The organism is Burkholderia sp. SJZ089, assembly GCF_007828315.1.
GTDB lineage: Bacteria > Pseudomonadota > Gammaproteobacteria > Burkholderiales > Burkholderiaceae > Burkholderia > Burkholderia gladioli.
On sequence record NZ_VIUM01000006.1, the window covers coordinates 188201 to 211568 of the forward strand.

The following is a 23368-nucleotide window of genomic DNA, read 5'->3' on the forward strand; positions in this document are numbered from 1 at the left end:
CGTCATTATCGACCGGTGAGGGGTGCCGTTATTTTTGAGACGGTGCTGCATTGCGCATTCGGATTGACGGATTGAGGTGAAAACCCCACGTGCCTACCTGATTTGACATTCTTTAAATCGAGATAATCGAATGGAGGGATGTTTCGGGTAAGAATGTGATTGTCAGTTGATCAGTATCGCGCCGGGGCGCGACTTGCGAGTAGACCAAATCACGTGAACAAAAATAGCCACCGATTGGTGTTCAGTCGCGTCCACGGCATGTTTGTCGCCGTGGAGGAAACCGTGCATGCGCCGGGGCGCGGCAACGAGGGCAAGTCCGTTGTCGCGGCCCGCGTGCCACATCTGGTTGCGCGATTCGCGCTGCGTCAAGTGGCATTCGCGGCATGGCTTGCCGCGGGCGCGACACCCTTGACGGGCAAGGCCCAGGTGGCGGGCAGCGGCGCGCACGCGCCTTCGGTTATCCAGACGCCCAACGGCCTGCCGCAGGTCAATATCAACAAGCCGGGAGGCGGCGGTGTTTCGCTTAATACCTATTCCCGGTTCGACGTCCAGAAACCCGGCGTGATCGTGAACAACTCAGCGGTGATGACGAACACGCAGCAGGCGGGTTATATCAACGGAAATCCGAATTTCGGCGCGAACGACGCGGCCCGGATCATTGTCAACCAAGTCAATAGCAATAATCCGTCACAGTTACGAGGTTTTATCGAGATTGCCGGCCAGCGGGCCGAGATGATCATGTCAAATCCGTCTGGTCTCGTGGTCGATGGCGGTGGCTTCATCAATACTTCGCGCGCCATTCTGACGACGGGTACGCCGAATCTCAATGCGGACGGATCACTGGCCGGATTCAATGTCACGCGCGGCCTCATTGCCGTGCGGGGCGCGGGCCTCGATGCGACGAATGTCGATCAGGTCGATCTCATTTCCCGGGCCATAGAGGCCAATGCGGCCATCCATGCATCGACTCTGAACGTCGTGACCGGCGCGAACCGGGTCGATCACGACCTGCTCCGGGCGACGCGCATCCAGGGCGAGGGTGCGGCGCCGGCTGTCGCGATCGATGTTGGCCAACTGGGCGGGATGTACGGCAATCGCATCTTCCTGGTTGGAACCGAGGGCGGCGTCGGCGTGCGTAATGCCGGCACCATCGCGGCCGATGCCATGGGGCTGACGCTGAATACCGACGGGCGCCTGACGCAGGCCGGCAAGCTAAGCTCGCTCGGCAATCTCGTCGTATCGGCGGTGGCCGGCATGGAAAACAGCGGGACGACCTATGCCGGGCAATCGGCGTCGCTCGACACCGGCGCCGATGTAGCGAATGCCGGTGCGCTCGCGGCGCAGCACGGCGTCGAGCTGAGAGCCGGCACGCTGAATTCGACGGGGATGCTCGGCTCGGGTGTGAATGGTGACGGTGCCGTCACGCAAGCTGGCGATCTCGAGGTCACGACTGTGGGCCAGTTGACTGCTACTGGACTGAACATCGCGGGCGGCAAGTTCTCGGCCACGGGCGCGGGTGTGAATCTCGCCGGCGGCACGACGGCCGCGGCCGGCGAGTTGTCGCTGCGCGCCACGACTGGCGACGTGAACCTCGCGAACGCGACAACGAGCGCGCAGGGCGCCGCCACGGCGAAGGCGGCGGGCACGATCGCGAACGATCACGGCGTGCTGACGAGCAGCGGTTCCGCCACGCTGAGCGGCGGCACGGTATCGAACCAGGGGGGCAGCGTATCCTCGAAAGGCTTGCTGTCGGTGACGGCCGCCGAACAGATCGCCAACCAAACGGGCACGCTGGTTTCCGCGGGCACGATGGTGCTGCACGGCGGCAAACTGGCCAACAATCAAGGCACGATCCAGAGCGAGGGGCATGCCATTGTCGAAGGAGCCACGATCGACAACACGGCCGGTCGCATCATCTCCCTCAATGCCGACGGGCTGCGACTCAACACGACGGGCCTGCTCACGAACGCAGCCGGTGCCGCCGGGATCGGAGCGCAAGGTGGCGTGATCACCGGCAACGGCGACGTGACGATCCAGGCCGCCTCGATTCGCAATACGCAAGGCGGCCAGCTGAGCGGCGCGAACCTCCAGGTGCTGGGAACCAGCCTGGACAACTCAGGAGGACGGATCGGCAGCGTCCAGGATACGAACGGCGACGTGGACGTGACGATGAACGGCGCCATCGCGAACACCGGCGGTCAGATCGGCTCGAACCGCGATCTGACCGTGAAGGCAGCGACGCTACAAGACGGTGGCGCGTACAAGGCCGCTCGTGACGCCGCCTTGAGCATGCAGGGCGATTTCTCGACCACGCCCGACTTCCAGCTCAACGCCGGCCGCAATCTCGTCTTTACGCTGTCGGGCACCTTCAGCAACGGCGCGAGCATCCAGGCGGTCAACGAGGTGAGCATCGACGCGGGCAACATCGTCAATCGCGGAACGATGATGGCGGGTGGCCTGTTGCGCGCGCAATCGGCGGATCTCGTCAATAGCGGCTCGATCGTGGGCGGCAGCACCTCGATCAATGCGACCGGCACGGCATCGAACCTCGGGCCCTCGGCCCTGATCGGCGCTTCGGACAGCCAGGGCACGCTCGAGATTCTCGCGCCTGATATCGAGAACCGCGACGACAGCACGGCCACCGACGCGACGGCGACCGCGGCGATCCTCGGCATGGGCACGCTGGTGCTCGCGGGCGGCAAGGACGCGGCCAGCCATTACACGAACGCGGCCCTGGTCAACAACTCGTCGGCGCTGATTCAATCCGGCGGCGACATGCAACTGCATGCCGACAAACTGGTGAACAAGCGTCGCGTGATGAGCACCTCGACCGGCTCGATCGATCCGGCGACGCTGGCGCAGTTTGGTATCCAGATCAAAGGGCAAACCGGGCAGATCAATGTAAAGGATCCGAACAACATCGGCGGCGTGTACACCGAGCCGCCTCATGAGGGACATTGGAACAGCGACTATCACTTCACGACCTATTACGCGGACAGTGCGACGGCAACGACAGTGGCGGGGCTCAGTCCGGCCGCGCAAATCGTGTCGGGCGGCAATATCGACGCGTCGCGGAGCGGCACGCTGCGGAACTACTGGAGCAGCATCACGGCCGTCGGCAATCTCCAGATGCCGCGATACTACGACGCGGACGGCTGGGCTGCCTCGGGGCAGCAGGCTCCCGGCGTCACCGTCTCTTACTCTGGCCAGTATCACTACAACAACTACAACAACCAGGAGCATGACTGGCAACTGCCGTTCGGCAATGCTCCGTTCGTCACCAGGCATCCGGGAGGGTACACGCAGGCGGCGCCGGGCTCGTTCAAGGATTATTCGCTTCCGGATTACCGATCGACCCTGGGCGCAAATGGTGCGATATCGGGAACGGGCGTCAGCGTCCACAATACCGCCGCCAACGCATCGCTGCCTCCGCTCGGCCTGCTTCCGGGCCAGGCCGTGCAAGGCCTGACGTTCGGCGAGGTGAGCGGCAATGTCAGCGTGCCGAAGACGTTTGGCGGCACGGTGGCCGGCCAGGTTGAAGGTATCGGCGCACAGGGCGTCGGCTCGATCGGCAAGCCGATGCAGGCAGTCGATCCAATCGTGGCCAGCGCGACGGCGCAAAACGTCCTGAGCAACCTGGCGACTCCACCGGGCGGCTTGTACAAGCCGAATCCGTCGCCCAACGCGAGTTATGTGGTCGAGACCAATCCTGCCTTCACGAACCAGAGGAATTTCATTTCCAGCGACTACTTCTTCAGCCAGATCGGCGTGGACCTCACACATATCCCGAAGCGCCTGGGTGACGGTTTCCACGAGCAGCAACTCGTGCGCGACGAAGTCATGGCGCTGACCGGCAAGGCGCTGCTCGGACCATACACTGACCTGCAGACGATGTATCGATCGCTGATGGCCGCGGGCGCGGGCGTGGCGAAATCGCTCGATCTACCGATCGGCGCGAGCCTCTCGGCCGACCAGGTCTCGAAGCTGTCCGGCAACGTGATCATGATGGAAACGCGCGTAGTGGACGGGCAAGCGGCTCTGGTGCCTGTCGTGTATCTCGCGCGGGCGGGGCAGCGCAATGTCAACGGGCCGCTGATCAGCGCGACCGATATCGACCTGAAAGACACCCAGGACTTCACGAACAGCGGCACGCTGAAGGCGGACAACACGTTGGCGATTCAGGGCAGGCAGATCGACGACGCATTCGGCGCGCTGCAAAGCTGCGGACTGATGTCGCTGACGACGACCGACAATGTGAATCTGATTTCAGCCAATGTGAAGGCAGGCAGCCTGCAACTGGAGGCGGGCAAGGACCTGATGCTTGATACGGCAACGGCCACCGTGGCGAGAGTGAGCCGCGATGGCGCGACGAGCACGACCACGACGCTCGGGCCGATGGCCAGGCTCGGTGTGACCGGCGACGCCGCGATCACGACGGGCGGCGACTTCCGGCAGAACGCGGGTGAACTGTCGGTCGGCGGCAATCTCGGGATGAACGTGGGGGGCGGCTGGGATCTCGGCGCGGTGCAGACAGGCGAGCACAAGATAGTGCAGCGCGCGAATGGGGTGTCGAATACCGAAGTCAACCAGGTGACGGGCAGCGTGGTGCAGGTGGGCGGGCAGTCGAGCGTCGGGGTTGGTGGAGACCTTGACGCGAAGGGCGCGCAAATCGATCTTGGGCGCGGTGGAGTCATCGCGGCCAAGGGCAATGTCACACTCGGTGCGGCTAGCGCGACTTCGATCTCGAACAGCAACAGTTCGAGCCGAGATGGTCACGGTAGCGCTGCGCAAATGCTGTACACCCTGGATCAGTCGCTTACCGGCACGCAACTCGAGGGCGGAGGTGCCGTTACGATCGCGTCGGGCAAGGATCTCTCGATCATCGGCAGCACGGTGAGCCTGGATAAAGGCAATGCGATTCTGATCGCGGCAGGGGACGTGAACATCGGTGCCACGGCCGAGACACATGAACTGAACTCACGCGAAACGCATAGCCACGGCAATATCGTGAGCGGCGCGAAGATTGCCAGCGGGGTAGATCGGACAGCGACCGATAGCCAGGGCAGTACGGTGTCGGCTGACGGCATCCACATTGTCAGCAGCCGCGACATCAATGTCGCCGGCAGCAACGTGGTCGGCACGAACGACGTTGCATTGCAGGCGTCGCGCAACGTCAATATCACGACCTCGCAGGATACGACGCAGTCGTCCAGCTATTACCAGAAGAGGGAATCCGGGCTGCTTACGAATGGCGGCCTTTCATTGACCGTGGGCTCCCGCTCCGGGGCGGAACAGGATCAGAACAGATCGGTAACCAATAACGCGAGCGTGATCGGCTCGTCGCAAGGCAATCTCTCGATCCAGGCCGGAAAGGATGCGGCGATTACCGGGAGCACGCTGGTCGCGGGCCAGAATGTCGGCATCAACGCGCAAAACGTGAGCGTGAATACGGCATATGACAGTTACGAGGATGCGCAGTCCCAACGGTTCAGCCAATCGGGGTTGAGCGTCGGATTGGGCGGCGGGCTGCTCGGCCTCGGCCAGTCGATGGCGAGCACTGTCCGCCAGGGGCAGCAATCGGGGGATTCGCGCCTAGCGGCAGTACAGGCCGTTGCGGCTGTCGGGCAAACCTATCGCAGCCGCGGTGGCCTCGAGGATGCTGTCGGCGCCTTGTCTGGCGGAAACCTGAGCGAAGCCGCGAAGGGCGTGCAGGTACAACTCGGCATCGGATCGAGCCATAGCAGCAATAACGCGACCACATCGATCACCCATGCCAAGGGTTCGTCGATCATCGGCAACGGTGATGTTTCCATCACGGCTCGGGGAAGCCCGGACGCTGACGGCAATGCTCAGGCCGGCACCGGCAATATCGCGCTGACTGGAACTTCCTTGCTTGGCAAGGACGTCACGCTCGACGCCAATAACGCGATCCTGCTGCAAAGCGCGCGGAGCACGGAGCAGGGCAGTAGTTCGAACAGTTCGACCGGCTGGAATGCGGGTATTGCCATCGGTGTTGGCAAGAGCACCGGCATCAGCGTTTTCGCGAATGGTTCGAACGCACATGGCCGAGGCAACGGGGATAGTGTCACGCAAACCAATACGACGGTGGCGGCGAGCAATACGCTGACGATGAAGTCCGGCGGCGACACCGCGCTTGCTGGGGCGCAACTGTCAGGCGACAAGGTCAAGGCGGATGTCGGCGGTAACCTGACGATAGCGAGCCTTCAGGATATGTCGAGCTATGGCAACAACCAGCACAACGCCGGCGGGAGCGGCGGCTTCACCCTTGGCCCCGGCGGTGGCGGCAGTATCGACGCGTCGATCGGCCACACGAGCATCGATTCGAATTACGCGTCGGTGAACCAACAGACCGGCATCGTGGCGGGCAAACAGGGATTCGATGTCGAGGTAGCCGGCCATACGCAGCTCAATGGCGCGCAGATAGCGAGTGTCGCCCCTGCGGACCACAACACGCTGACGACCAACACGCTGGGGTTCAGTGACATTCAAAACAGGATGTCGTATTCCGGGTCGTCGGAAGGTATTTCGCTGTCCGGCGGGCCGAGCTTCGCACAGACAGGGGATAGTGCGAGCGGTGTCACGCATGCCGCAGTCAGCCCGGCGAAGATCGTCGTGAAATCGGATCAACAGAACGGCACCGACAGCACGGCAGGTTTGTCGCGCGACACTGCAAATGCAAATGAGACGGTGCAGAGCACGTTCAACCTGCGTGAGGTTCAGAACAATCTGGCTTTTGCCCACGCGTTCGGCAAGGTTGCTACGTTCGCGCTCGCGGAAGCGGCCACCAAACTGGCCGACAGCAGTCCGGAAATGAAAACGCTGTTCGGCGAGGGTGGTGCAGGGCGCGATGCCATGCACGCCGCAGTGGCGGCGATCGGGGCGGCGCTGTCGGGAGGGAATGTCGGTGGGGCGGTTGCCGGGTCGTTGGCGGGTGATGTGTTGCAGTCGCTGGCGCAGCCGATCGTCGATCAGACGGTGAGTCAGTTGCCGTTGAGTGCGCAATCGGCCGCGCGGAACGCGTTGAATGAGATCGTGGCAACGGCAGGGGGGGCCGTAGGTGGGGCGTTGGCTGGAAGGGGGACGTCGGGGGCGTTGGCGGGTGCGGGCTCGGCGATTGGCAACGAGGTCTATAACAGGCAGTTGCACGAGGGCAACCGGGCAGATGAAAAGACGCTTGCGAAGCAACTGGCAGTGAAGAGCGAGGGGAAATATACGCAGCAGCAGATCGAGGATCAGATGCGGATCATGGGCGGGTTGATTGGCGGCGATCGTGAGTCTGGAACGCCGGAAACCTTGGTGGGGACGATGCCGACCGATTCGGGAGCGAAATGGCTGTATGCGGGAACGACCGACGACGGCAAGCAGATTCTGACGCAGATCACGGTGAAGCCGAATGCTGAATTGCAGAGCTACATTCTTGCGAATTCTGCGTGGGCGCAAGACGACGTGCCGAGCATCATGTACGACGGGGCCGGTAAGAAAAGCTTTGGTTTTGAGGTAACGGGACCGTTCACGAAGTTTGATCCGTCGGATGCGAATTACGTGAAAGATACGACGGCGGATGCTGCCGAGGCGATTTCCGTGAATGCTGGACGGGTAAGTGCGGCCGCGGGCGCTGCTGCTGCCGTACCTGGACCCCACTCGGTTGCTGCAGTTGGATTATCGGTTGGTGCTGCTACTGTGAGTTTGGGGGCGAGCGGTGTTCTGCAATTGGTGAATCCACAGCCTTGGGGTTTGGGGTTCGATGGCTTTGTCGATTTGGCAGTATTTTATGAATCAGATCGATATCCGTTGGCAGGCCCAATTTTTACTGAAATCGGTGAATTAATAAAAAATTCGGCATGGGCTAACCAGATAAAAACTCATCTCATGGAAAGTGGAGGGGAGTGATGAAGTTGATGGAAAACGGAAATTTATCGCGTCATGTTCGTGCTCTGCTGATTGTTGTTGGAATTGGTATCGGTGTGGTTAGTTTTATCTGGTGTCGTTCGATTATATTGATGTCAGTAGGGTTGGGGGTCGCGGCCATCGGTGGGTACGCCAGCAAGGCTCATCAGCTGAATATTAAACCATTCGACAATAGCTACGAGCGGGCACGAGAGAGCTATAGGGGGGAGGATCGTGGGCAAGATCAGTCGAAATAAAGACGAAATCAAGATTCTGAGAAACTGATTTAATGGTCAATCGCATCTGGAGACGTGGAAATAATTTGTGGATCGAGCGAATGATTTTGTTCGAGTCGTGAAAATCTTGATCGGAAGGTTTTGATGAACTTGATGCCGATTAATCACTTTATGATTGTGATGACATATGACAATTTCTTAGACCAACCTGCGTACTACTCTTGTGGAAGCCGGCCTCCAAAATCTCTCGCTGGCATAAATCATGAGCAGAGAGCACGTCGCACGGAAATCGAGGTGTCAGTGAGGAAATCAACAAGGTCAATCATCCTGCTGATCGCCATGTCCGCACTTCTCGCCGCATGCGAGACCGTGCCACCCAATGCAGCACCACGTCCACCGCGGAGGCCTGAAATGGAACCCGTGCTTCCATCCTGGTCGAGCGAGATGTGGGTCATGGGTTACTGGAAATGGAGCGGCTCGGAATGGCTTTGGATTCCAGGCCATTTGGCGCCAAAGCCATAAGAAAAAATCGACATCACCACACGCATGATCATTCGCCTATCCGTGATGACGCTGGCGGCAACATCGCTTTTGCCGCTCGCTGCTTTTTGCTCGGCAAACTTCCACGCCTGCTGACCGTGCCGCCGCGGCAGGTGCGAAGGCCACGTCTCAAAATCGGTGGCAAGCGCCCTGGCTCGAATGGTTGAAACAGATTCAATTCGCTCCAGGTGACCGCACAACTCTAGTGTTGCCGGGAAGCGAGTTTCACCCAGGCATGTAGCTTCCGCGTAGCTATTTCCATAGCCGCGCGAGGTTTATCAAGAATCACACGGGACGATGGAATCCAGATCGATCCGAGGATGTGATGTTGTTCGTTAGTTATATTTAACAATTACGAGGATGAAGATGAAAAAGCGTTTCGTTTTGACAAGCATCATGAGCGTGGCGGTCCTTCTGTCGGCATGCGGCGGCGGTGACGATGATGGCGGCACCCCGGTGGCCGGCGGCAACACCACGGGTTCGACCTCGCAAGGTTCGAAGGAGACGACGAAGGAGGCGGCGTTCTCCTGCCCGTCCAGTTACAAGAAACTGACGCTCTCGAACAGCAGCATCTCGAACGCGAACATGAACCTGGTGACCGACGACGGCATCGCGACGCTGACGATCAAGACGCCGGCCAACGGCATCTCCGGCGACTTCGCCGTTTGCCTGGGCAAACCCGATCCGGTTCTCGCCGGCGTGGCGGCCGATTATGTCTACGAGGTAAAATCCGCCGGCGATCTGCATTCGATGGCCTCGTCGACGCTGACGCTGAACTTCAAGACGGACGTCAAGCCGACGCAGAATCCGCCCGTGATCGAGTATGCGAGCCTGTCGGGCGGCACGGTGAGCTATCAGCCGCTGCAGCAAGGCGCATCGATTTCGAACGCGCCGAACTACAGCGTGGCCGCCAACGCACAGGCTTCCGGCCTGTATGTGGTGCGCTTGACGAAGTAAGTCGGCAAGTCGCCGTTTGAGCTCGTTCTCATCGGCACTTGGGACGCGGCGTCGAAAGCCGCCGCGTCCCGCAAGCTCAAGCGTCGAAGCCCGCACGGGCCTGGGAGTTCGCCCGATTCAACCCGCCGCACAAGCAAAGAGATATGCAAACCGTTGCCGTTCTGGACTTCGAAACCACCGGACTTTCCCCCGCCCAGGGCGACCGCGCTACCGAAATCGCCATCGTGCTGTTGCGCGATGGCGAAATCGTCGACCGCTATCAGAGCCTGATGAACGCCGGGCGTCGCATCCCGTCGGACGTGGTCGCGTTGACCGGCATCACGAACGACATGATCGCGTCGGCGCCGCCGGTGGCGAGCGTGATGCGGGAGGCGGCGGCGTTTGTCGGAAACCATCCGGTGGTGGCCCACAACGCCGGTTTCGACCGGCGTTTCTGGCAATCGGAGCTGGGGCTGCTGGGCGTGCCGTCGGCACACGAATTCGCCTGCACGCTGCTGGTCGCGCGACGCATCTATCCGCAGGCGCCGAGCCATCGACTGTCGAGCCTGGTCGAGATGCTGAGCCTGCCGAAGACGGGCCGTGCCCACCGGGCGATGGTCGACGCGGAGATGGCGAGCCATCTGTGGTGCCGCCTGCAAAGCGACATGGCGCGGACCTACGGCCTGAGCCGCATCGATCACGCACTCATGTCGCGACTGCAGAAGACCAGCAAGGCCAAGGTCGCGATGTTCCTGGGTTCGATGGTCGGCGCCTAGTAGGGAACCGCGAGGCCGCCCCCGTCACGACATCGCACAGACAAAGCTGCTCGCCCGATTCACATTCCCCTTGCCCACATAGCGCGGAAACGCCGGATATCGGCACAGCGGGCGCGTGCGCCCGTTGGTGGCCGGCACGATATCGGTGGCGAGCAGCGTTTCCGGCGACACATCATGCGACACCCATCGATCGAGCGCGCCCAGCAGATCGACCGACGGAATGAACACGCCATTGCCGTGCTGGAAACCCGGCGCCATGTAGAGGCGCATGAAGCCATCCACACGCTCCTGCCCGTAGCGCGCAACCAGCCTGTCGTAATACGCGATCGTCTGGTTCGGGCTGATCACTTCATCGGCCAGCCCCTGCATGGTGATCAGCTTGCCGCCGCGCGCGATGAAGCGCGAGAGGTCCGGATTCATCGCGCCGATCGTCTTCGACAGCGAGACCAGCCGCTGCTGGTAGCGGCCCGGGTGCTTCACGTCGAAGTCGAGACCGTTGAAGCCGGTGTCGCGCGTGACGAAGTAGCGGATATAGGCATCGCCCTGCGCGAACAGATAGCCGTTTTCATGGAACTGCGGCTGCGCGAGCGGCAAGGGCGAATTGGCGAGCCCGAGTCCGCTCGTGAAGCGCGTGCCCTGGAACACGTTGTAGCCGCGATAACCGTCGACGTTCCAGGCGAGCGGGTAGGGCAGATGCAGCCCGTCGCGCAGCAATTCGAGCGTGGCGAGCTGCGTCGGCGTCAGGCAGGCGCCGGCGGGGTTGCCGCCGCGCGCCATGGTGCCGGGGCTGGCGACGATCGCCGGCATCTGCGCCGGCACGTCCTCCGCCGATGCACGCTGATCCGGACAACGCAAGGAGTCGATGATCTCCGGCTCCTTCGCGCGGCAGGCCTCGACATCGCTGACGATCCCGTCGGCGACGCCGTCCAGCCCATCGCAAACCTGCAAGGTCCGCTCGTACACGCGTTCGAGCAAATGCCTCGACACGAACCCGCCCGGCCTGCGGTACTCGGCCCGTCCCACCGCCACGCCGATCAGGCGCACGCCGGTGAAGTTCAGCGCGGGCGCGTTGGCGATCACGCCGTCGTAGTCGTCGGGGTAGCGCTGGATCACCGTGTAGGCTTCGCGGCCGCCCGTCGAGCCGCCCGCGAAATACATCTTGTCGGGCGCGCGTTCGTAGCCGCGCGTGATCAGCGCGAGCGCCACGTCGTGGACCTTCTTCAGATGCGCGTAGCCGTAGTTCATGACGGCCTCGTCGAGCATGCCGAAGCTGCCTTCCCCCGGGTTGCCGATATGGCCGGAATCGTCGCCGAAGGTGGCGTAACCCTGGGCGAGCGGCGCGATGTCGGGCGAGAACGGCGTCGGGCCGGTGCCGGTCACGACCACGCCGTTGTAGCCGCCGCCGCCGAACTGCAGGGCGCGGCGGTTCCAGCGATCCGGCAGGTTCATCTCGAAGCGGATGTCGGGCGTGCCGGCCGTCTTCGCGCGGATCACGCCGGTCAGCCGGCAATAATCGCCATCCTGGTTGCCGATCGTGGTCGCGCCGATGGTCGAGGCGGTCTGCACCATCGCGCCGTCGGTCGGCAGGCCGATTTCAGCCGGGGGAATCTGCACGCCGGCCAGGTCCAGGCAGTGGCGCGGCTGCCGGGGCGCGTGTTGCGCGGCCGCCGGGAAGCTGGCGGCGAGCATGGCCGAGGCGAGGGAGAAGACGATGAGGATCCTATGTGCCGAATGCTGTTTCATTGCCGCTGAAGGGGCTGGACCGGGAAGCGAGCCCGGCCGGGCGGCACGAGGCGCGGCGCCGGGCGGGCGTGGGCGAATTGTCGGGATGACAGGATCGCGATGAATGGTTCCCGGAGTATTTCATGACAAAACGCGAGGCGCGATCGGTGTTGCCCATAGTTCGCCAGACGCTGGCGGGAGCCTGGACAACTCGCTCGGTGACCTCGCGGGAAGCCCGCAGCGCGCTCAGATCGCCACCCGCAGCGACCCGACCCGACGCCCGCCGTCGCCGGCCGCCTCGCCGGGCGTGCCGAGCTGCAAGGCATGAAACAGGAAGCGCTGCAGCGTGGCCGCCGCCGAACCCGGATCGCCGGCATCCGCATGGCTGAACAAGCCGAAATCCGCCATCGGCGGCGCCGGCAGGCCGGCCGCGCGCGGATCGAGCACACGCATCGAGTCGCGGCGCACGTTCCAGTCCAGCAGCACCGCCACGCCCAGCCCGGCCTCCACGGCCGACTGGATCGCCGACAGGCTGGTGCTGGTGCAGATCACGCGCCACGCAATGCCCGCATCGCGCAGCGTCGCGAACAGCTTCTCCTGCCACGGGCAGGTGCCGCCGAAGGCCACGATCGGCAGCGGTTCGCCGCGCGTGAACGCCTCGCGCGTGCGCGCGGCGGCCCAGTGCAGCGGATGCTGCCAGGTGACGAGCGGCTCGGCGCGGATCAGGCTGGGATCGCCGATCGCGAAATCGAGCGAGGTGTTGGCCAGGCGCTGCGACAGCACCGGGCTCGCGTCGACCACGATCTCCAGCGCGACATTGGGGAACGCGGCCGCGAATTGCGAGAGTGCGTGCGGCAGGTGGCCCACCGCGATGTCCTCCAGGATGCCGAGCCGCACCGTGCCCGAGATCTCGCCCGCGTTGAGCGCCGCGCGCGCGGCCAGGCCGATGCCGAGCAGCTCGTGCGCATAGGGCAGCAGCACGCTGCCGGCCGCGGTCGGCTTCACGCCGCGCGGCGAGCGTTCCAGCAGGCGCTGGCCGACCTCGTCCTCGAGCCGCCGCAAGGCCATGCTGACGGCGGCCTGGGTGCGCCGCAGCGCGGTGGCCGCGCCGCTTACGCTGCCGGTTTCGACCACCGTCACGAAGGTGCGCAGCAGGGTGCTGTCGAGATCTCGGATCATCAATTTTCCTGATGCGGCCATAAGAATAAGCAGCTTATACCACGCGCCCGAGCCCGGTTAGACTCGTTCGGTCACCTACCTGGAACCCACCATGAGCGATGAATTGAGCGCCGCCCGGGCGGACGGCGGCCCGCCTGCCGAATCGCGCGCTCCTGCGTCGTTCGTGGCTGCTATCGCGCCGTTGCTGGCGGTCGCCTCGATGTGCAGCGTGCAGTTGGGCGCCGCGCTGTCGCGGCCGGCGACGATCGAATACGGCACCGTCAGCACCACCTGGCTGCGGCTCTGTTTCGCCGCGCTGGTGCTCGCGGTGGTGGTGCGCCCGCCGCTGCACAGCTATTCTCGCCAGCGCTGGATCGCCGCGATCGCGCTGGGCAGCGCGATGGCCGGCATGACGCTGTGCTTCTTCGAGGCGGCGCGCCGCGTGCCGCTCGGGCTCGCGGTCGCGATCAACTTCCTCGGGCCGCTGGCGATCGCCACCTTCCGCGTGCGCAAGCCGGCCCTGCTGCTGTGGCCGGTGCTGGCGCTGGCCGGCGTGCTGCTGCTGGCGCGCCAGGACGGCATGTGGGTGGCCACGCCCGCCGCGCTGGTGTTCCCGGTCGGATCGGCGCTCGGCTGGGCCGCCTACATCCTGCTGATGAAGCGCGTGGGCACGCTGTTCGACGGCCTGCAGGGGCTCGCCACCTCGCTGATCGTGGCCGCGCTGGTGACCACGCCGTTCGGCATCGCGCAAAGCGGCGGCCACCTGCCTGCCGGCCAGTTGCTCGACGCGGCCTACCTGGCGATGCTGGTGCCGCTGTTTCCCTACGTGCTGGAGCTGATCGCGCTGCGCAGCATGAGCGCCTCGTCGTTCGGCATCCTGATGAGCGCCGAGCCGGCGATCGCCGCGGCGATCGGTTTCGTGGTGCTCTCGCAGCCCCTGAGCGCGTTGCAGATCGCCGGCACCTTCTGCGTGGTGGCCGCGAGCATCGGCGCGGTCGTACAGAAGTAACCGGCCCCGCCGGTCATCATAAAAGCCGACGCAGGATGGCGCGCCGAGCGGCGCCGCCCTCCGCAGCCGCGCTGTCTTTCCTCCCATGTCATCGAGCAGCCGAAAGCCGGATCGCGGGCAGTGCCCGCGCCGGACAACCGTCCCCTATGACCTGGAACCTGGAGAGAAAAGATGGCAAACCACGATCGCGCCCGCTTCGAGCAAGTCGCCGAGCAGTCCATCAACCGGCTGTTCGCGGCATCGCCGGCAACGGCCGCGTTCCATCGCGGCGAGGGCATCGACCGCGAGTTCTATCGGCGGCACCTGGTCGAAACCGTGCTGCGCATCCGCCTCAACAACGAAGTCGATGCCTTCGCGCTCTACAAGATCGGCTTCAAGGACAACCACCTCGCGCAGATCCTCGCGCAATACCTGGCCGAGGAATACGGCCATGAAGGCCTGTTCCTGCGCGACATCGAGAAGTTTGGCCTGACCGACAAGCAGGTCGACGCGATCCAGCCCTTCCACAGCACCGACAAGCTGATCGGCTACCTGTACCTGAGCATCGGCCGCGACGGCCCGCTGCCGACCATGGTGTGGAACTGGTTCGTCGAATGGTATTCGGATCGCTACAACAAGATCATCACCGAGGCGGCGGCGCAGGCCTTCGGCCAGGAGCTGGTGAAGGGCTCGCTCGGCCATATCCAGTACGACGAATCGCACGATCACGACGACCTGATGTGGGGCGCGGTGCAGCGCGCGATCGACGGCTGGGGCGGCATCGACAAGGCCGAAGCCTATCTGCGCCACTTCGTCGGCCTGATCGGCGAGTACTTCGACGAACTGCGCGAGGCGACCCAGGCGCAGCCGGAAGCGGTTGCCGCTTGAGGGGCGCGCCATGACCGCCATCATCGTGCTGGAACCGGCGTCGTCGGGCGCGGCGCTGGTCGCCGCCGCCGCGCGGCTCGGGCTTGCCGCCCACGTGTTTTCCGCCGACCACGACGAGCGCATCGTGCCGCCCGAACTGCGCGCGGCCGCCGCCTCGTTTGCCGCCGTGGATACGAGTTCGCCGGCGGCGGTCGCGGCCGCCGCGCGCGCGGTGGGCGCCGAGGCGATCGTCCCGGGCTTCGAATACGTGGTCGGCGTGGCCGCGCAGGCGGCCGAGCGGCTGGGCCTGCCGCATCTGCGGCCCGACGCGGCGGCCCTCACGCGCGACAAGCATCGCAGCCGGCAGCGGCTGGCCGAGGCCGGGCTGGCGGTGCCGCGCTTCGCGCGGATCGCGTCACCGGCCGAGCTGGAGGCCGCCGCCGAGCGGGTCGGGTTCCCGGCCGTGCTCAAGCCCGTCGACGGCTGCGGCAGCCAGTTGGTGACGCGCGTCGATTCGCTGCCGGCGCTGCGCGAGGCCGTCGAGCGCGCCACCCGCGAGGGCGTGGTCGACATGGGCCGCGAGCTCGGCCAGGCGCTGCTGCTCGAGCAATATCTCGACGGCCCCGAATACAGCCTGGAGGGCTACGTCGGCCGGCACGGGCCGCGCGTGCTCGCGGTGACCGAGAAGCTGCTCGGGCCCGAGCCGTACTTCGTCGAGATGGGGCACGTGGTCGACGCGCCGCTCGCGCCCGAGACGCGGGCGACGCTGGTCGCCTATGTCGAGGCCGCGGCGGCGCGCATCGGGCTCACGCTCGGCGTGTTCCATGCCGAGGCGCGTATCACGCGCGACGGCCCGGTGCTCATCGAGATCGCCGCGCGACTCGGCGGCGATCGCATCTATCGGCTGGTCGAGCTCAGCAAGTCGATCTCGCTGCCCGAGGTGATGATCCGCGGCCATCTCGGCGAGGCCGATCCGGCGCCCGCCTACGAGGGCCGGCTCGCCACCCAGGTGAGCGGCGTGCGTTTCCTCGCGCCGGACGCGGCGGGGCGTTTCGCCGGCGTGCACGGCATCGAGCCGGTGCGCGCGCTGCCCGGTTTCGAGGAGATCGAGATCTACCCGCGCCTTGGCGAGCTGGTGCCGCGCCTGACCGATTTTCGCGGCCGCGTCGGACATGTGCTGTTCACCGCGCCGGATCGGGCGACGCTCGATCGGCGCGTGGCCGAGGCGCTGCGCGCGCTCGAATTCGGCCCCGCGCTGACCGATCTCTGAAGGAGATACGCCAATGAGCTTGCATCCGCAACCTTCTCCCGGGCGCAGCCGCATCGTCGTGCTCAATCGCTGGTCCGACGATTTCGCCGCCTATCACCGCTACATCGACCACGACGCGCACGAGGTGGCCTATGTCTGCACGCCCGACGGCGCCGCCGCGCTCGCCGCCTCGCGTATCGCGCATCTCGAGCCGCTGCCCGACTTCCTCGACGAGGCGGCCCTGCACGAGGCCGTGCGAGCCTGCGGCGCGGCGCTGGGCGGCATCGACCGGCTGGTCGCGCTGTCGGAGTTCGACCTGATCGCGGCGGGCCGGCTGCGCGAGGCCTTCGACATTCCCGGCGATCGGCCCGCGGCGGTGGCTCGCTTTCGCGACAAGGCCGTGATGAAGCAGGTGGTGGCCGCGGCGGGCCTGCGCGTGCCGCGCTTCGTCGCGCTGGACGAGGTCGACGCGCCCGATGCGCCGGCGCTCGCCGCGCTGCGTTTTCCGCTGGTCCTGAAGCCGCGCGCCGGCGCGGCCAGCGCGGGCGTGCGGCGTGTCGATACGCCCGCGCAGCTCGCGGCGCTGTGGCCGACGCTGGCGCGTGCCGACCACGAGTGCGAGGAGTACATCGAGGGGCCGATCTATCACGTCGACGGGCTGGTCGCCGACGGCGAATTCGTGATCGCGCGTGCCTCGCGCTACGTCAATACCTGCCTCGATTTCGCCAACGGCAAGCCGCTCGGCTCGGTGATGCTCGACCCCGGCCCGGCCCACGACGCGCTGCTCGCGTTCGCGCGGGACAGCCTGCGCGCGCTCGGGCTCGACGACGGCGCCTTCCACCTGGAGGTGATCCGCGGCGGCGATGGCCTGACCTTCCTGGAGATCGGCGCGCGCGTCGGCGGCGGGGAGATTCCGTTCCTGTTCCGCGATCTCTATGGCGTCGACCTCTACGACCTGTGGGTCGCCCAGCAATCGGGCGACGCGGCGCGCTTCGCCGCGCGCGCGCAGGCGGCGCGGGCCGCGTCCGCCTCGCCGCTGCGCGGCGGCTTCCTGATGCTGCCCGAGCCGGTCGGCAGCCGCTTCGTCGAGGCCGAGGTGCCGTCGGGCATCGCGGCGCTGTATCGTGCCGTGCTGCCCAAGCGCCATCATGGCTTCGACGGCAAGGGCGGCTACGATACGATCCTCGCGCGCTTCCGCTATCGCGGGGCTTCGGAGGACGAGATCGGCGCGGCGATCGACGCCACGCTGCGCGAGTTCCGCTATACGCTCGCGGATCTCACGGCGCCGAGCCGTCCCGGCTGGCCGCGCGGGCAGGGGGCGGCCCGGCCGCAATCGGCAGCGGCCTGAACCCGGTACCCGATACCTGGTACCCGGCAACGGGCCCGGCACGCGAGCTTGTTGCCTCGCGTGCCGGGCCCGTCCTGCTTGGCGCGCGGCATTCCCCTCGAATCACCGGGAATCGCCGCGCTTTTCTCCCGACGACATCGACGCCCCCGATTCAGGTTGTCGATGCCGTCGCGCGACATCACTTGTAGCTGGCGCTCAGCTTGGCGAAGTCCAGGCTGCCGTGACCGGTCGCGTAGTCCCAGCCCGCGCCGGCCTTGTAGCCATGCCCGTCATAACCGTTGTTGCCGGACGTGACGTCGTGCACCAGCGTCGGGCTGGTGGGCAGGTTCTGGTAGAAGCCGGGATTGGGGAAGCCGATGCTGTTGTCGTGCGCCGACTCGACCCGCGCGAAGCCGCCCACGAAGATCGGCGAGGCGAGGCTGGTGCCGCCCACCGGCCCATAACCGGTCTTGCCCTTGTGGACCAGGATCGCGCCGGTCGCGCTGGCCGCATCGAAGGACACATCCGGCAGCGCGCGCTTGGTGACCGACTTGCCCAGCGTGGCGGTTTGCCATGAAGGCACGGGTTCGTACTGGCTGACGCCGCCGCCGGTCGCCCACAGCCGAACGGCATCGTCGAGCGCGCCGCTGCTGGTGGCGTCGGCAAAGCGCAGGCCTTCGTTCCAGGCCGTTTCGCCGGCCCAGGTGGTGGTGTTGGTGGTGGATAGCGTGGTGCCGCCGACCGCGACCACATACGGCGAGCTGGCCGGGGTCGACACGCTGTACTTGCCCAGGTCGACGGTCGATGTCAGGCGCGGCGAGCCGAACAAGGCATCGAACCAGTAGTTCGAGTCGCTGCCGACCACGCCGGGCTGGCCATAGGGCGAACGCGACCACTGATAGACGCCCGCGTCGCCCGAGGACACCGAGAAGATCTGCCCCTGCGCCACCGCCTGCTTGAAGGTGCTGTCGAGCGCGGCCAGCGCGCCGCTGCCGCCCGCCGCGGTCTCGTCCGCGCCCAGCGAGACGTTGATGATCTTGGCCTCGTTGTCGCTCACCGCCTTGTCGTAGGCCGCGGCGATGTCCGCATCGGAAGCCACGTAGCTGACGCCCGAGCCGTCGTCGATGGTATTGAGCGCGGAGTAGAAGATCAGCTGCTTGACCCCGCCCGAGGTGCCGATGATGCTCTGGCTGTCGAGATTCCACTCGCCCAGCGAATTGTCGTCGATCGGATTGAGGGTGCCCGATCCGCCGGCCACCACCTTGGTGTCGACGGTGGCCAGCCCGGCGTTCCTGGTGAAGATGTCGAGATCGGTGATGGCCTGCGAGACATCGCCCCAGGTGATGATGCCCACCGTGGTCCTGGTCGCCGCCGGCAGGCTGCCGGCGTTGTAGATCTTCGCGAAATCGGTGGGCTGGTGGGCCACCTGCGAGGCCGCGGCGGCCTGCGGCGCGGCCGCGTTGGCCGAGGCCCCCTGGTTGCGCGCCGGGTTCGCCGGCGGCAGGGCGATCTGCGGGCGCGGCGTCACCACGTTCTGCAGGCCGAGCACGCTGTCCACGGTCGCGCCCAGCTGCGCTGGAACCAGCGCGGGCGTGTCGTTCGCATACACCGGCTTGCCCAGGTAGCTGAAGCGCTTGAGGCTGGCATGGAAGGCGTTCTGCACGTCGTTCGCGTTGCCGCTGGCCGTGACCAGCTTGTTGTTGGCCGATACCTCGACATGGCTGAAACCGCTCGCCTTCAGATGCGCGACCACCGCCTGCACCTGTTCGTCGGTGGGCGCGAAGCGGGCCTTGAACTGGGCCGGCGTGAGGTATTTCTGGTAGTTGGCGCTGCCCGGCTGCTCGATCTCCTTGAGCAGCGCGTCGAGCTCGGCCTCGTTGCGATTCTTCAGTGCCACCGCGATATGCAGCGGCTGGCTCAGTTCCAGCGGCGTGACCTGCGTGTTGGGCAGGGCGGGCTTGCCGGCGCTGTTGAGCGCGTAGCGGGCGGCGGCGGTACGCGCTTGCGTGGTGCTGGCGATGCTGGCCGTGGCGGTGCCGGCGCTCGCGCCGGCCGGCAGCAGGAAGGCCTGGGTGCGGGTGGCGACCCAGTTGCCGGGATCGGCCGCGTGCGCGGCAGGCTGCGCGAGCACGGCGGCCGCGATGGGGAGCAGCGAAAAGGCAAAACGCTTCAGGGCACGGCGCTGGACGGACTGATGGTTTGACATGTTCGACTCCGAACGGAAAGGCAGGAGATGAAATCGGCGATACCCGTCGAGGCTCGACGGGCGGCGCTCGCTTGCTGCGAGCACGGCGAAGCGGACGCGAATCACGGCGACATGTTTCCCTCCCGGCAAAACAAGACCGGTCGGGCGATCGGTGATCCACCGATGCGACCTTGCGGCCCCCTCGTATGCCGCCGCGCCGGGGGTGATCGGAGCGGCGACGCCAATGCGGCTGCGCTACCCGGATCGGGCAGGCCGCCTGTCATGCATGCGCTGATGCGGATATTCCGGAGTGCGAATCTCATCCCCGATGCGGGCGCATCGGATGAAATGCCTGGAAAGCGTTGGTGAGAATTTGAAAGATTGCTGAAGTGATGGGGAAGATAGTGGGGAAAATCGAATGGGTCAAATGTCCGGGAGACATTTTTTAGTGTTTTTTCTCGGATGCTTATATGCCCGGCGGCGAGCATTCTTGTTGCCGCGATTTCGATAAACACCGCAGGAAATTGGCCGTCTGGCGAGATTCCGCGAAACCGGGCAGGGATCTTTCAAGGAATTCCGGTTCCGGAAAAGAAATGTATTTCGTTTGATGATCGGCCGTTGATGGTCGATTTTGATTATTTGTTCGTGGTGGAAATGGCTGGCGAAATCCGGTGTTGTTTTACGAGCGATGAAAGGATTTTGTCAATTGCGCAAGTGCGATGCGATTGGCGCGATTGTTCACGATCGATGCGTGTCGTCGCGAACCTGCGCCGCGCGCGGCAGGTAATGCCCCGGCGTTTTCCCCAGCACCTTCTTGAACATGGTGATGAAGGCATTCACCGATTCGTAGCCGAGCTCCGCGGCCACGCGCTGCACCGACAGCCCCGTCGAAAGCCTCTGGATCGCCACCACGATGTGCAGCTGGCGCCGCCAGCGGCCGAAGCTCAAGCCGGTCTCGGCCATCACGAGCCGCGCCAGGCTGCGCTCGCTGAGCGCCACCTGCGCCGCCCATTGCGCGACCGTGGCGCGATTCGACGGGTCCTTGAGCAAGGCGGCCGCGATCCGGCGCAGTTGCCGTTTCGGCGACATCGGCAGGTGCAACTGCTCCAGCGGCATGCCGCCCAGTTGTTCGAGCAGGACGGCGGCCAGGCGGCCGGTCGCGCTGTCTTCCTCGTAGTCGTGGGGGCGCTCGGCGAGATGGGCGATCAGTTCGCGGATCAGCGGCGGGATCGCGAAGGTGCAGCAGTGTTGCGGCATGCGCGCCGCGCCCGGCTCGACGAACAGCACGGTGATTTCGCCATGGGCCGCCACCCGGTTGCTGTGCGCGACGCCTCCGGGAATCCAGACGCCGCAATGATGCGGCACCACCCACACGCCGCTTTCGACCAGGCAGGTGACGAAGCCGCGCCGCGCGATCACCAACTGGCCTCGCCGGTGCCGGTGAACCGGCAACTCGACCGCGTTGTCGCGCGCATCCAGGTGCAGGGCCACGGCGCCGGCCGAATGGTGATCCGGGTCGAAGGCGGCCGGAGCGTGAGCGGGGTTCGGGTTGCGCAAGGCTCACCCTTGCGCCGGCGCATCCGCATTGCCGGTGCCCTCGGCCAGCGCCTGGGCATCGCTCGCCAGCATCGCCGGCAGGCGATCGGCCAGGAACGCGATCCAGGCGCCGAGTTGCGGGCTGAGCTGGGCGCGCGCCGGGTGGGCCAGCTCGACGAGCATCGACGGCATCGTGTAGGCGGGAAGCAGGCGCCGCAGGGTGCCCTTGCGCAGGCCACCCAGGGCGATCGGCGCGGGCAGGATGCCGACGCCCATGCCTTGCTCGACGGCCACCGCCATCGAGGCGGCCACGTTGACGACGAAGGGATGCTGTTCGAAGCGCACCTGCTCGATGCCGGCGGGCCCGCTGAATTGCCAGTCGCTGAAGGGCATGCCGGGCGAGCGCAGGTGCAGGCAGGTATGTGCCTGCAGATCGGCGGGCGTTCGCGGCACGCCGTGGGCGGCCAGGTAGTCCGGCGAGGCGCAGACGATGCAGGAGATCTCGCCGAGCCGCCGCGAGACGATGCCGTCGCCGGCCGGCATGTCGGAGATGGTGAGGGTGCCGTCGTACATCTCGTTGAGGATGTCGACCGAGCGCTGGGAGAGCGTGAGGTCGATGCTGATCTGCGGATAGGCGCGCATGAATTCGGCGACCAGCGGCATCACGTAGTGCGTGCCGAAGCTGGTCATCGAATGGATGCGCAACTGGCCGCGCGGCACCTGGGGCGGCTGGTCGGTGAGCAGTTCCGCCTCGGCGAATTCGAGGTCGGCGAGGATCTTGCGGCAGTGCCGCAGATAGCGTTCGCCCGCCTCGGTCAGTGCGACGCGGCGGGTGTTCCGGTTCAGCAGCCGGGTGCTCAGGTGCGCCTCCAGGTCCGACACGGCGCGCGAGACCTGGGCCGTCGAACGCTGCAACGCGGCAGCGGCGCCGGAGAAGCTGCCCGATTCGGCGACTCGCACAAAGACGCTCATGTTTTGAGTCGTGTTCATCCCTTGCCCACGGCGAATGTATCGAATTTCAGTATCCCATGCGTGCGCCCCGCCGGCGCGAAGCCTGACTGTTTTTAGGGATAAATTGCCTGGATCGTGATATCGGGGCGATCGCCGGCGGCCAGTCGTGCCAAACTGCGGCATCCACCCCATCAGGACTCGTCAGGAGGATGCATTTGACCCCGAACACCCCCGCCCGCGCCACCGACGCGCTCGCGCGGCAATTCGAGTTTCTCGCCGAGCTGGACAAGCTCAAATCCGTGATGCGCCAGTCGCCGCTGATCGATCGCAGCCGCAAGGAAAACTCCGCCGAGCATGGCTGGCACCTGTCGATGTTCGCGCTGACGCTGGCCGAGCACGCCGGCGAGGTCGATGTCCTGCACGTGGTCCGGCTGCTGCTGGTGCACGACATCGTCGAGATCGACGCCGGCGATCATCCGATCCACGCCTCCAGCGCCGATGCCGCGCAGATCGAGGCAGCCGAGCGCCGCGCCGCCCGGCGCATCTTCGGCCTGCTGCCCAGCCCGCAGGCCGAGGCGATGCTGGGCCTGTGGGAGGAGTTCGAGGCGGCGCAAACGCCCGAGGCGGTGTTCGCCAAGTCGCTCGACCGGCTGCAGCCGCTGCTGCTCAATACCCTGACCGACGGCGGCACCTGGACCGAGAACGGCGTGAGCGAGCAGCAGGTGCTGGAGCGCTACGGCCCGGTGATCGAGCGCGGCTCGCCCGTGCTGTGGGAAGCGGCGCGCCAGCGCGTGCGCGCGCATTTCGCCTCGCGCGAGGCACGCGCCGGCCAGCCGGGCTGATCCTCGCGCCTTGCTTCCCTCCAGATCGCCGCGCGCGGCCGCGATTGCCCGAATTGCGGCCCGGCAGGCGCGCAACTCTCGCGATCGGGCGGGGCGGGCTTGCGCTAGCGTAGCGTCTTCGTCCCACGAGACTGCCGCCACCTCGCC

General features: G+C 65.6%; 16 protein-coding genes. 11 read left to right on the plus strand and 5 right to left on the minus strand.

The annotated features are described in order from the left end of the window. Nucleotides 1–213 precede the first annotated feature (213 nt). The 6 genes from FB600_RS13330 (at nt 214) to FB600_RS13350 (ending at nt 10396) form a co-directional block, all read left to right on the plus strand. A complete protein-coding gene (locus FB600_RS13330) occupies nt 214–7911 on the plus strand; it encodes a hemagglutinin repeat-containing protein (protein WP_186467857.1) in 7698 nt (2565 codons plus the stop codon). Further along, on the plus strand, nt 7911–8165 hold the full coding sequence (locus FB600_RS13335) for a hypothetical protein (RefSeq protein ID WP_098154347.1): 255 nt from the start codon (nt 7911–7913) through the stop codon (nt 8163–8165). The genes FB600_RS13330 and FB600_RS13335 overlap by 1 nt, the downstream gene beginning before the upstream one ends. A 318-nt stretch (nt 8166–8483) precedes the next feature. Next, a complete protein-coding gene (gene bcpO, locus FB600_RS13340) occupies nt 8484–8666 on the plus strand; it encodes a CDI system lipoprotein BcpO (RefSeq protein WP_098154809.1) in 183 nt (60 codons plus the stop codon). After that, on the plus strand, nt 8627–8851 hold the full coding sequence (locus FB600_RS37190) for a hypothetical protein (RefSeq protein ID WP_127841080.1): 225 nt from the start codon (nt 8627–8629) through the stop codon (nt 8849–8851). The genes bcpO and FB600_RS37190 overlap by 40 nt, the downstream gene beginning before the upstream one ends. A gap of 193 nt (nt 8852–9044) precedes the next feature. Further along, a complete protein-coding gene (locus tag FB600_RS37720) occupies nt 9045–9641 on the plus strand; it encodes a hypothetical protein (RefSeq protein ID WP_244117912.1) in 597 nt (198 codons plus the stop codon). A gap of 143 nt (nt 9642–9784) precedes the next feature. After that, the gene (locus FB600_RS13350; protein ID WP_013697230.1) at nt 9785–10396 is read left to right on the plus strand and encodes a PolC-type DNA polymerase III; all 612 of its coding nucleotides are present in this window, start codon (nt 9785–9787) and stop codon (nt 10394–10396) included. 24 nt (nt 10397–10420) lie between these two features. Here FB600_RS13350 and FB600_RS13355 read toward each other — a convergent pair whose 3' ends face one another. Beyond that, complete coding sequence (locus FB600_RS13355; protein WP_145756919.1) at nt 10421–12139, minus strand: tannase/feruloyl esterase family alpha/beta hydrolase; 1719 nt, start codon at nt 12137–12139, stop codon at nt 10421–10423. Between the two features lie 225 nt (nt 12140–12364). Next, nucleotides 12365–13297, minus strand: a complete 933-nt coding sequence (locus FB600_RS13360) for a LysR family transcriptional regulator (protein ID WP_098154343.1) — start codon at nt 13295–13297, stop codon at nt 12365–12367. A gap of 91 nt (nt 13298–13388) precedes the next feature. Here FB600_RS13360 and FB600_RS13365 point away from each other — a divergent pair, with 91 nt between their 5' ends. The 4 genes from FB600_RS13365 to FB600_RS13380 all read left to right on the plus strand — a co-directional run bounded on the left by FB600_RS13365 (nt 13389) and on the right by FB600_RS13380 (nt 17728). After that, nucleotides 13389–14285, plus strand: a complete 897-nt coding sequence (locus tag FB600_RS13365) for an EamA family transporter (protein ID WP_098181188.1) — start codon at nt 13389–13391, stop codon at nt 14283–14285. A gap of 171 nt (nt 14286–14456) precedes the next feature. Further along, nucleotides 14457–15152, plus strand: coding sequence for a hypothetical protein (locus tag FB600_RS13370; protein ID WP_013697234.1), 696 nt, complete (start codon nt 14457–14459; stop codon nt 15150–15152). Between the two features lie 10 nt (nt 15153–15162). Then, nucleotides 15163–16401, plus strand: coding sequence for an ATP-grasp domain-containing protein (locus FB600_RS13375; RefSeq protein ID WP_145756918.1), 1239 nt, complete (start codon nt 15163–15165; stop codon nt 16399–16401). A 13-nt stretch (nt 16402–16414) separates the two neighbouring features. Next, complete coding sequence (locus tag FB600_RS13380) at nt 16415–17728, plus strand: acetyl-CoA carboxylase biotin carboxylase subunit family protein (RefSeq protein ID WP_145756917.1); 1314 nt, start codon at nt 16415–16417, stop codon at nt 17726–17728. Nucleotides 17729–17906: 178 nt separating this feature from the next. Here FB600_RS13380 and FB600_RS13385 read toward each other — a convergent pair whose 3' ends face one another. The 3 genes from FB600_RS13385 to FB600_RS13395 form a co-directional block, all read right to left on the minus strand. Then, nucleotides 17907–19913, minus strand: a complete 2007-nt coding sequence (locus FB600_RS13385) for a protease pro-enzyme activation domain-containing protein (RefSeq protein ID WP_145756916.1) — start codon at nt 19911–19913, stop codon at nt 17907–17909. Between the two features lie 717 nt (nt 19914–20630). Then, nucleotides 20631–21449 (minus strand): AraC family transcriptional regulator, encoded by an 819-nt coding sequence (locus tag FB600_RS13390; RefSeq protein WP_145756915.1) that lies wholly within the window; start codon nt 21447–21449, stop codon nt 20631–20633. A 3-nt stretch (nt 21450–21452) separates the two neighbouring features. Next, complete coding sequence (locus tag FB600_RS13395) at nt 21453–22418, minus strand: LysR family transcriptional regulator (protein WP_096749423.1); 966 nt, start codon at nt 22416–22418, stop codon at nt 21453–21455. A gap of 170 nt (nt 22419–22588) precedes the next feature. Here FB600_RS13395 and FB600_RS13400 point away from each other — a divergent pair, with 170 nt between their 5' ends. Then, nucleotides 22589–23221: an HD domain-containing protein gene (locus FB600_RS13400; RefSeq protein WP_096749422.1), complete on the plus strand. Its 633-nt coding sequence runs from the start codon at nt 22589–22591 to the stop codon at nt 23219–23221. The last annotated feature ends 147 nt before the right edge of the window (nt 23222–23368 follow it).

Excerpts from the sequence above, each read along its gene's own strand:
- FB600_RS13335 (WP_098154347.1), top strand. The coding sequence starts at position 7,911 with ATGAAGTTGATGGAAAACGGAAATTTATCGCGTCATGTTCGTGCTCTG.
- bcpO (WP_098154809.1), top strand. The coding sequence starts at position 8,484 with ATGTCCGCACTTCTCGCCGCATGCGAGACCGTGCCACCCAATGCAGCA.
- FB600_RS37190 (WP_127841080.1), top strand. The coding sequence starts at position 8,627 with ATGGCTTTGGATTCCAGGCCATTTGGCGCCAAAGCCATAAGAAAAAAT.
- FB600_RS37720 (WP_244117912.1), top strand. The coding sequence starts at position 9,045 with ATGAAGATGAAAAAGCGTTTCGTTTTGACAAGCATCATGAGCGTGGCG.
- FB600_RS13350 (WP_013697230.1), top strand. The coding sequence starts at position 9,785 with ATGCAAACCGTTGCCGTTCTGGACTTCGAAACCACCGGACTTTCCCCC.
- FB600_RS13355 (WP_145756919.1), bottom strand. The coding sequence starts at position 12,139 with ATGAAACAGCATTCGGCACATAGGATCCTCATCGTCTTCTCCCTCGCC.
- FB600_RS13360 (WP_098154343.1), bottom strand. The coding sequence starts at position 13,297 with ATGATCCGAGATCTCGACAGCACCCTGCTGCGCACCTTCGTGACGGTG.
- FB600_RS13365 (WP_098181188.1), top strand. The coding sequence starts at position 13,389 with ATGAGCGATGAATTGAGCGCCGCCCGGGCGGACGGCGGCCCGCCTGCC.
- FB600_RS13370 (WP_013697234.1), top strand. The coding sequence starts at position 14,457 with ATGGCAAACCACGATCGCGCCCGCTTCGAGCAAGTCGCCGAGCAGTCC.
- FB600_RS13375 (WP_145756918.1), top strand. The coding sequence starts at position 15,163 with ATGACCGCCATCATCGTGCTGGAACCGGCGTCGTCGGGCGCGGCGCTG.
- FB600_RS13380 (WP_145756917.1), top strand. The coding sequence starts at position 16,415 with ATGAGCTTGCATCCGCAACCTTCTCCCGGGCGCAGCCGCATCGTCGTG.
- FB600_RS13385 (WP_145756916.1), bottom strand. The coding sequence starts at position 19,913 with ATGTCAAACCATCAGTCCGTCCAGCGCCGTGCCCTGAAGCGTTTTGCC.
- FB600_RS13395 (WP_096749423.1), bottom strand. The coding sequence starts at position 22,418 with ATGAACACGACTCAAAACATGAGCGTCTTTGTGCGAGTCGCCGAATCG.
- FB600_RS13400 (WP_096749422.1), top strand. The coding sequence starts at position 22,589 with ATGCATTTGACCCCGAACACCCCCGCCCGCGCCACCGACGCGCTCGCG.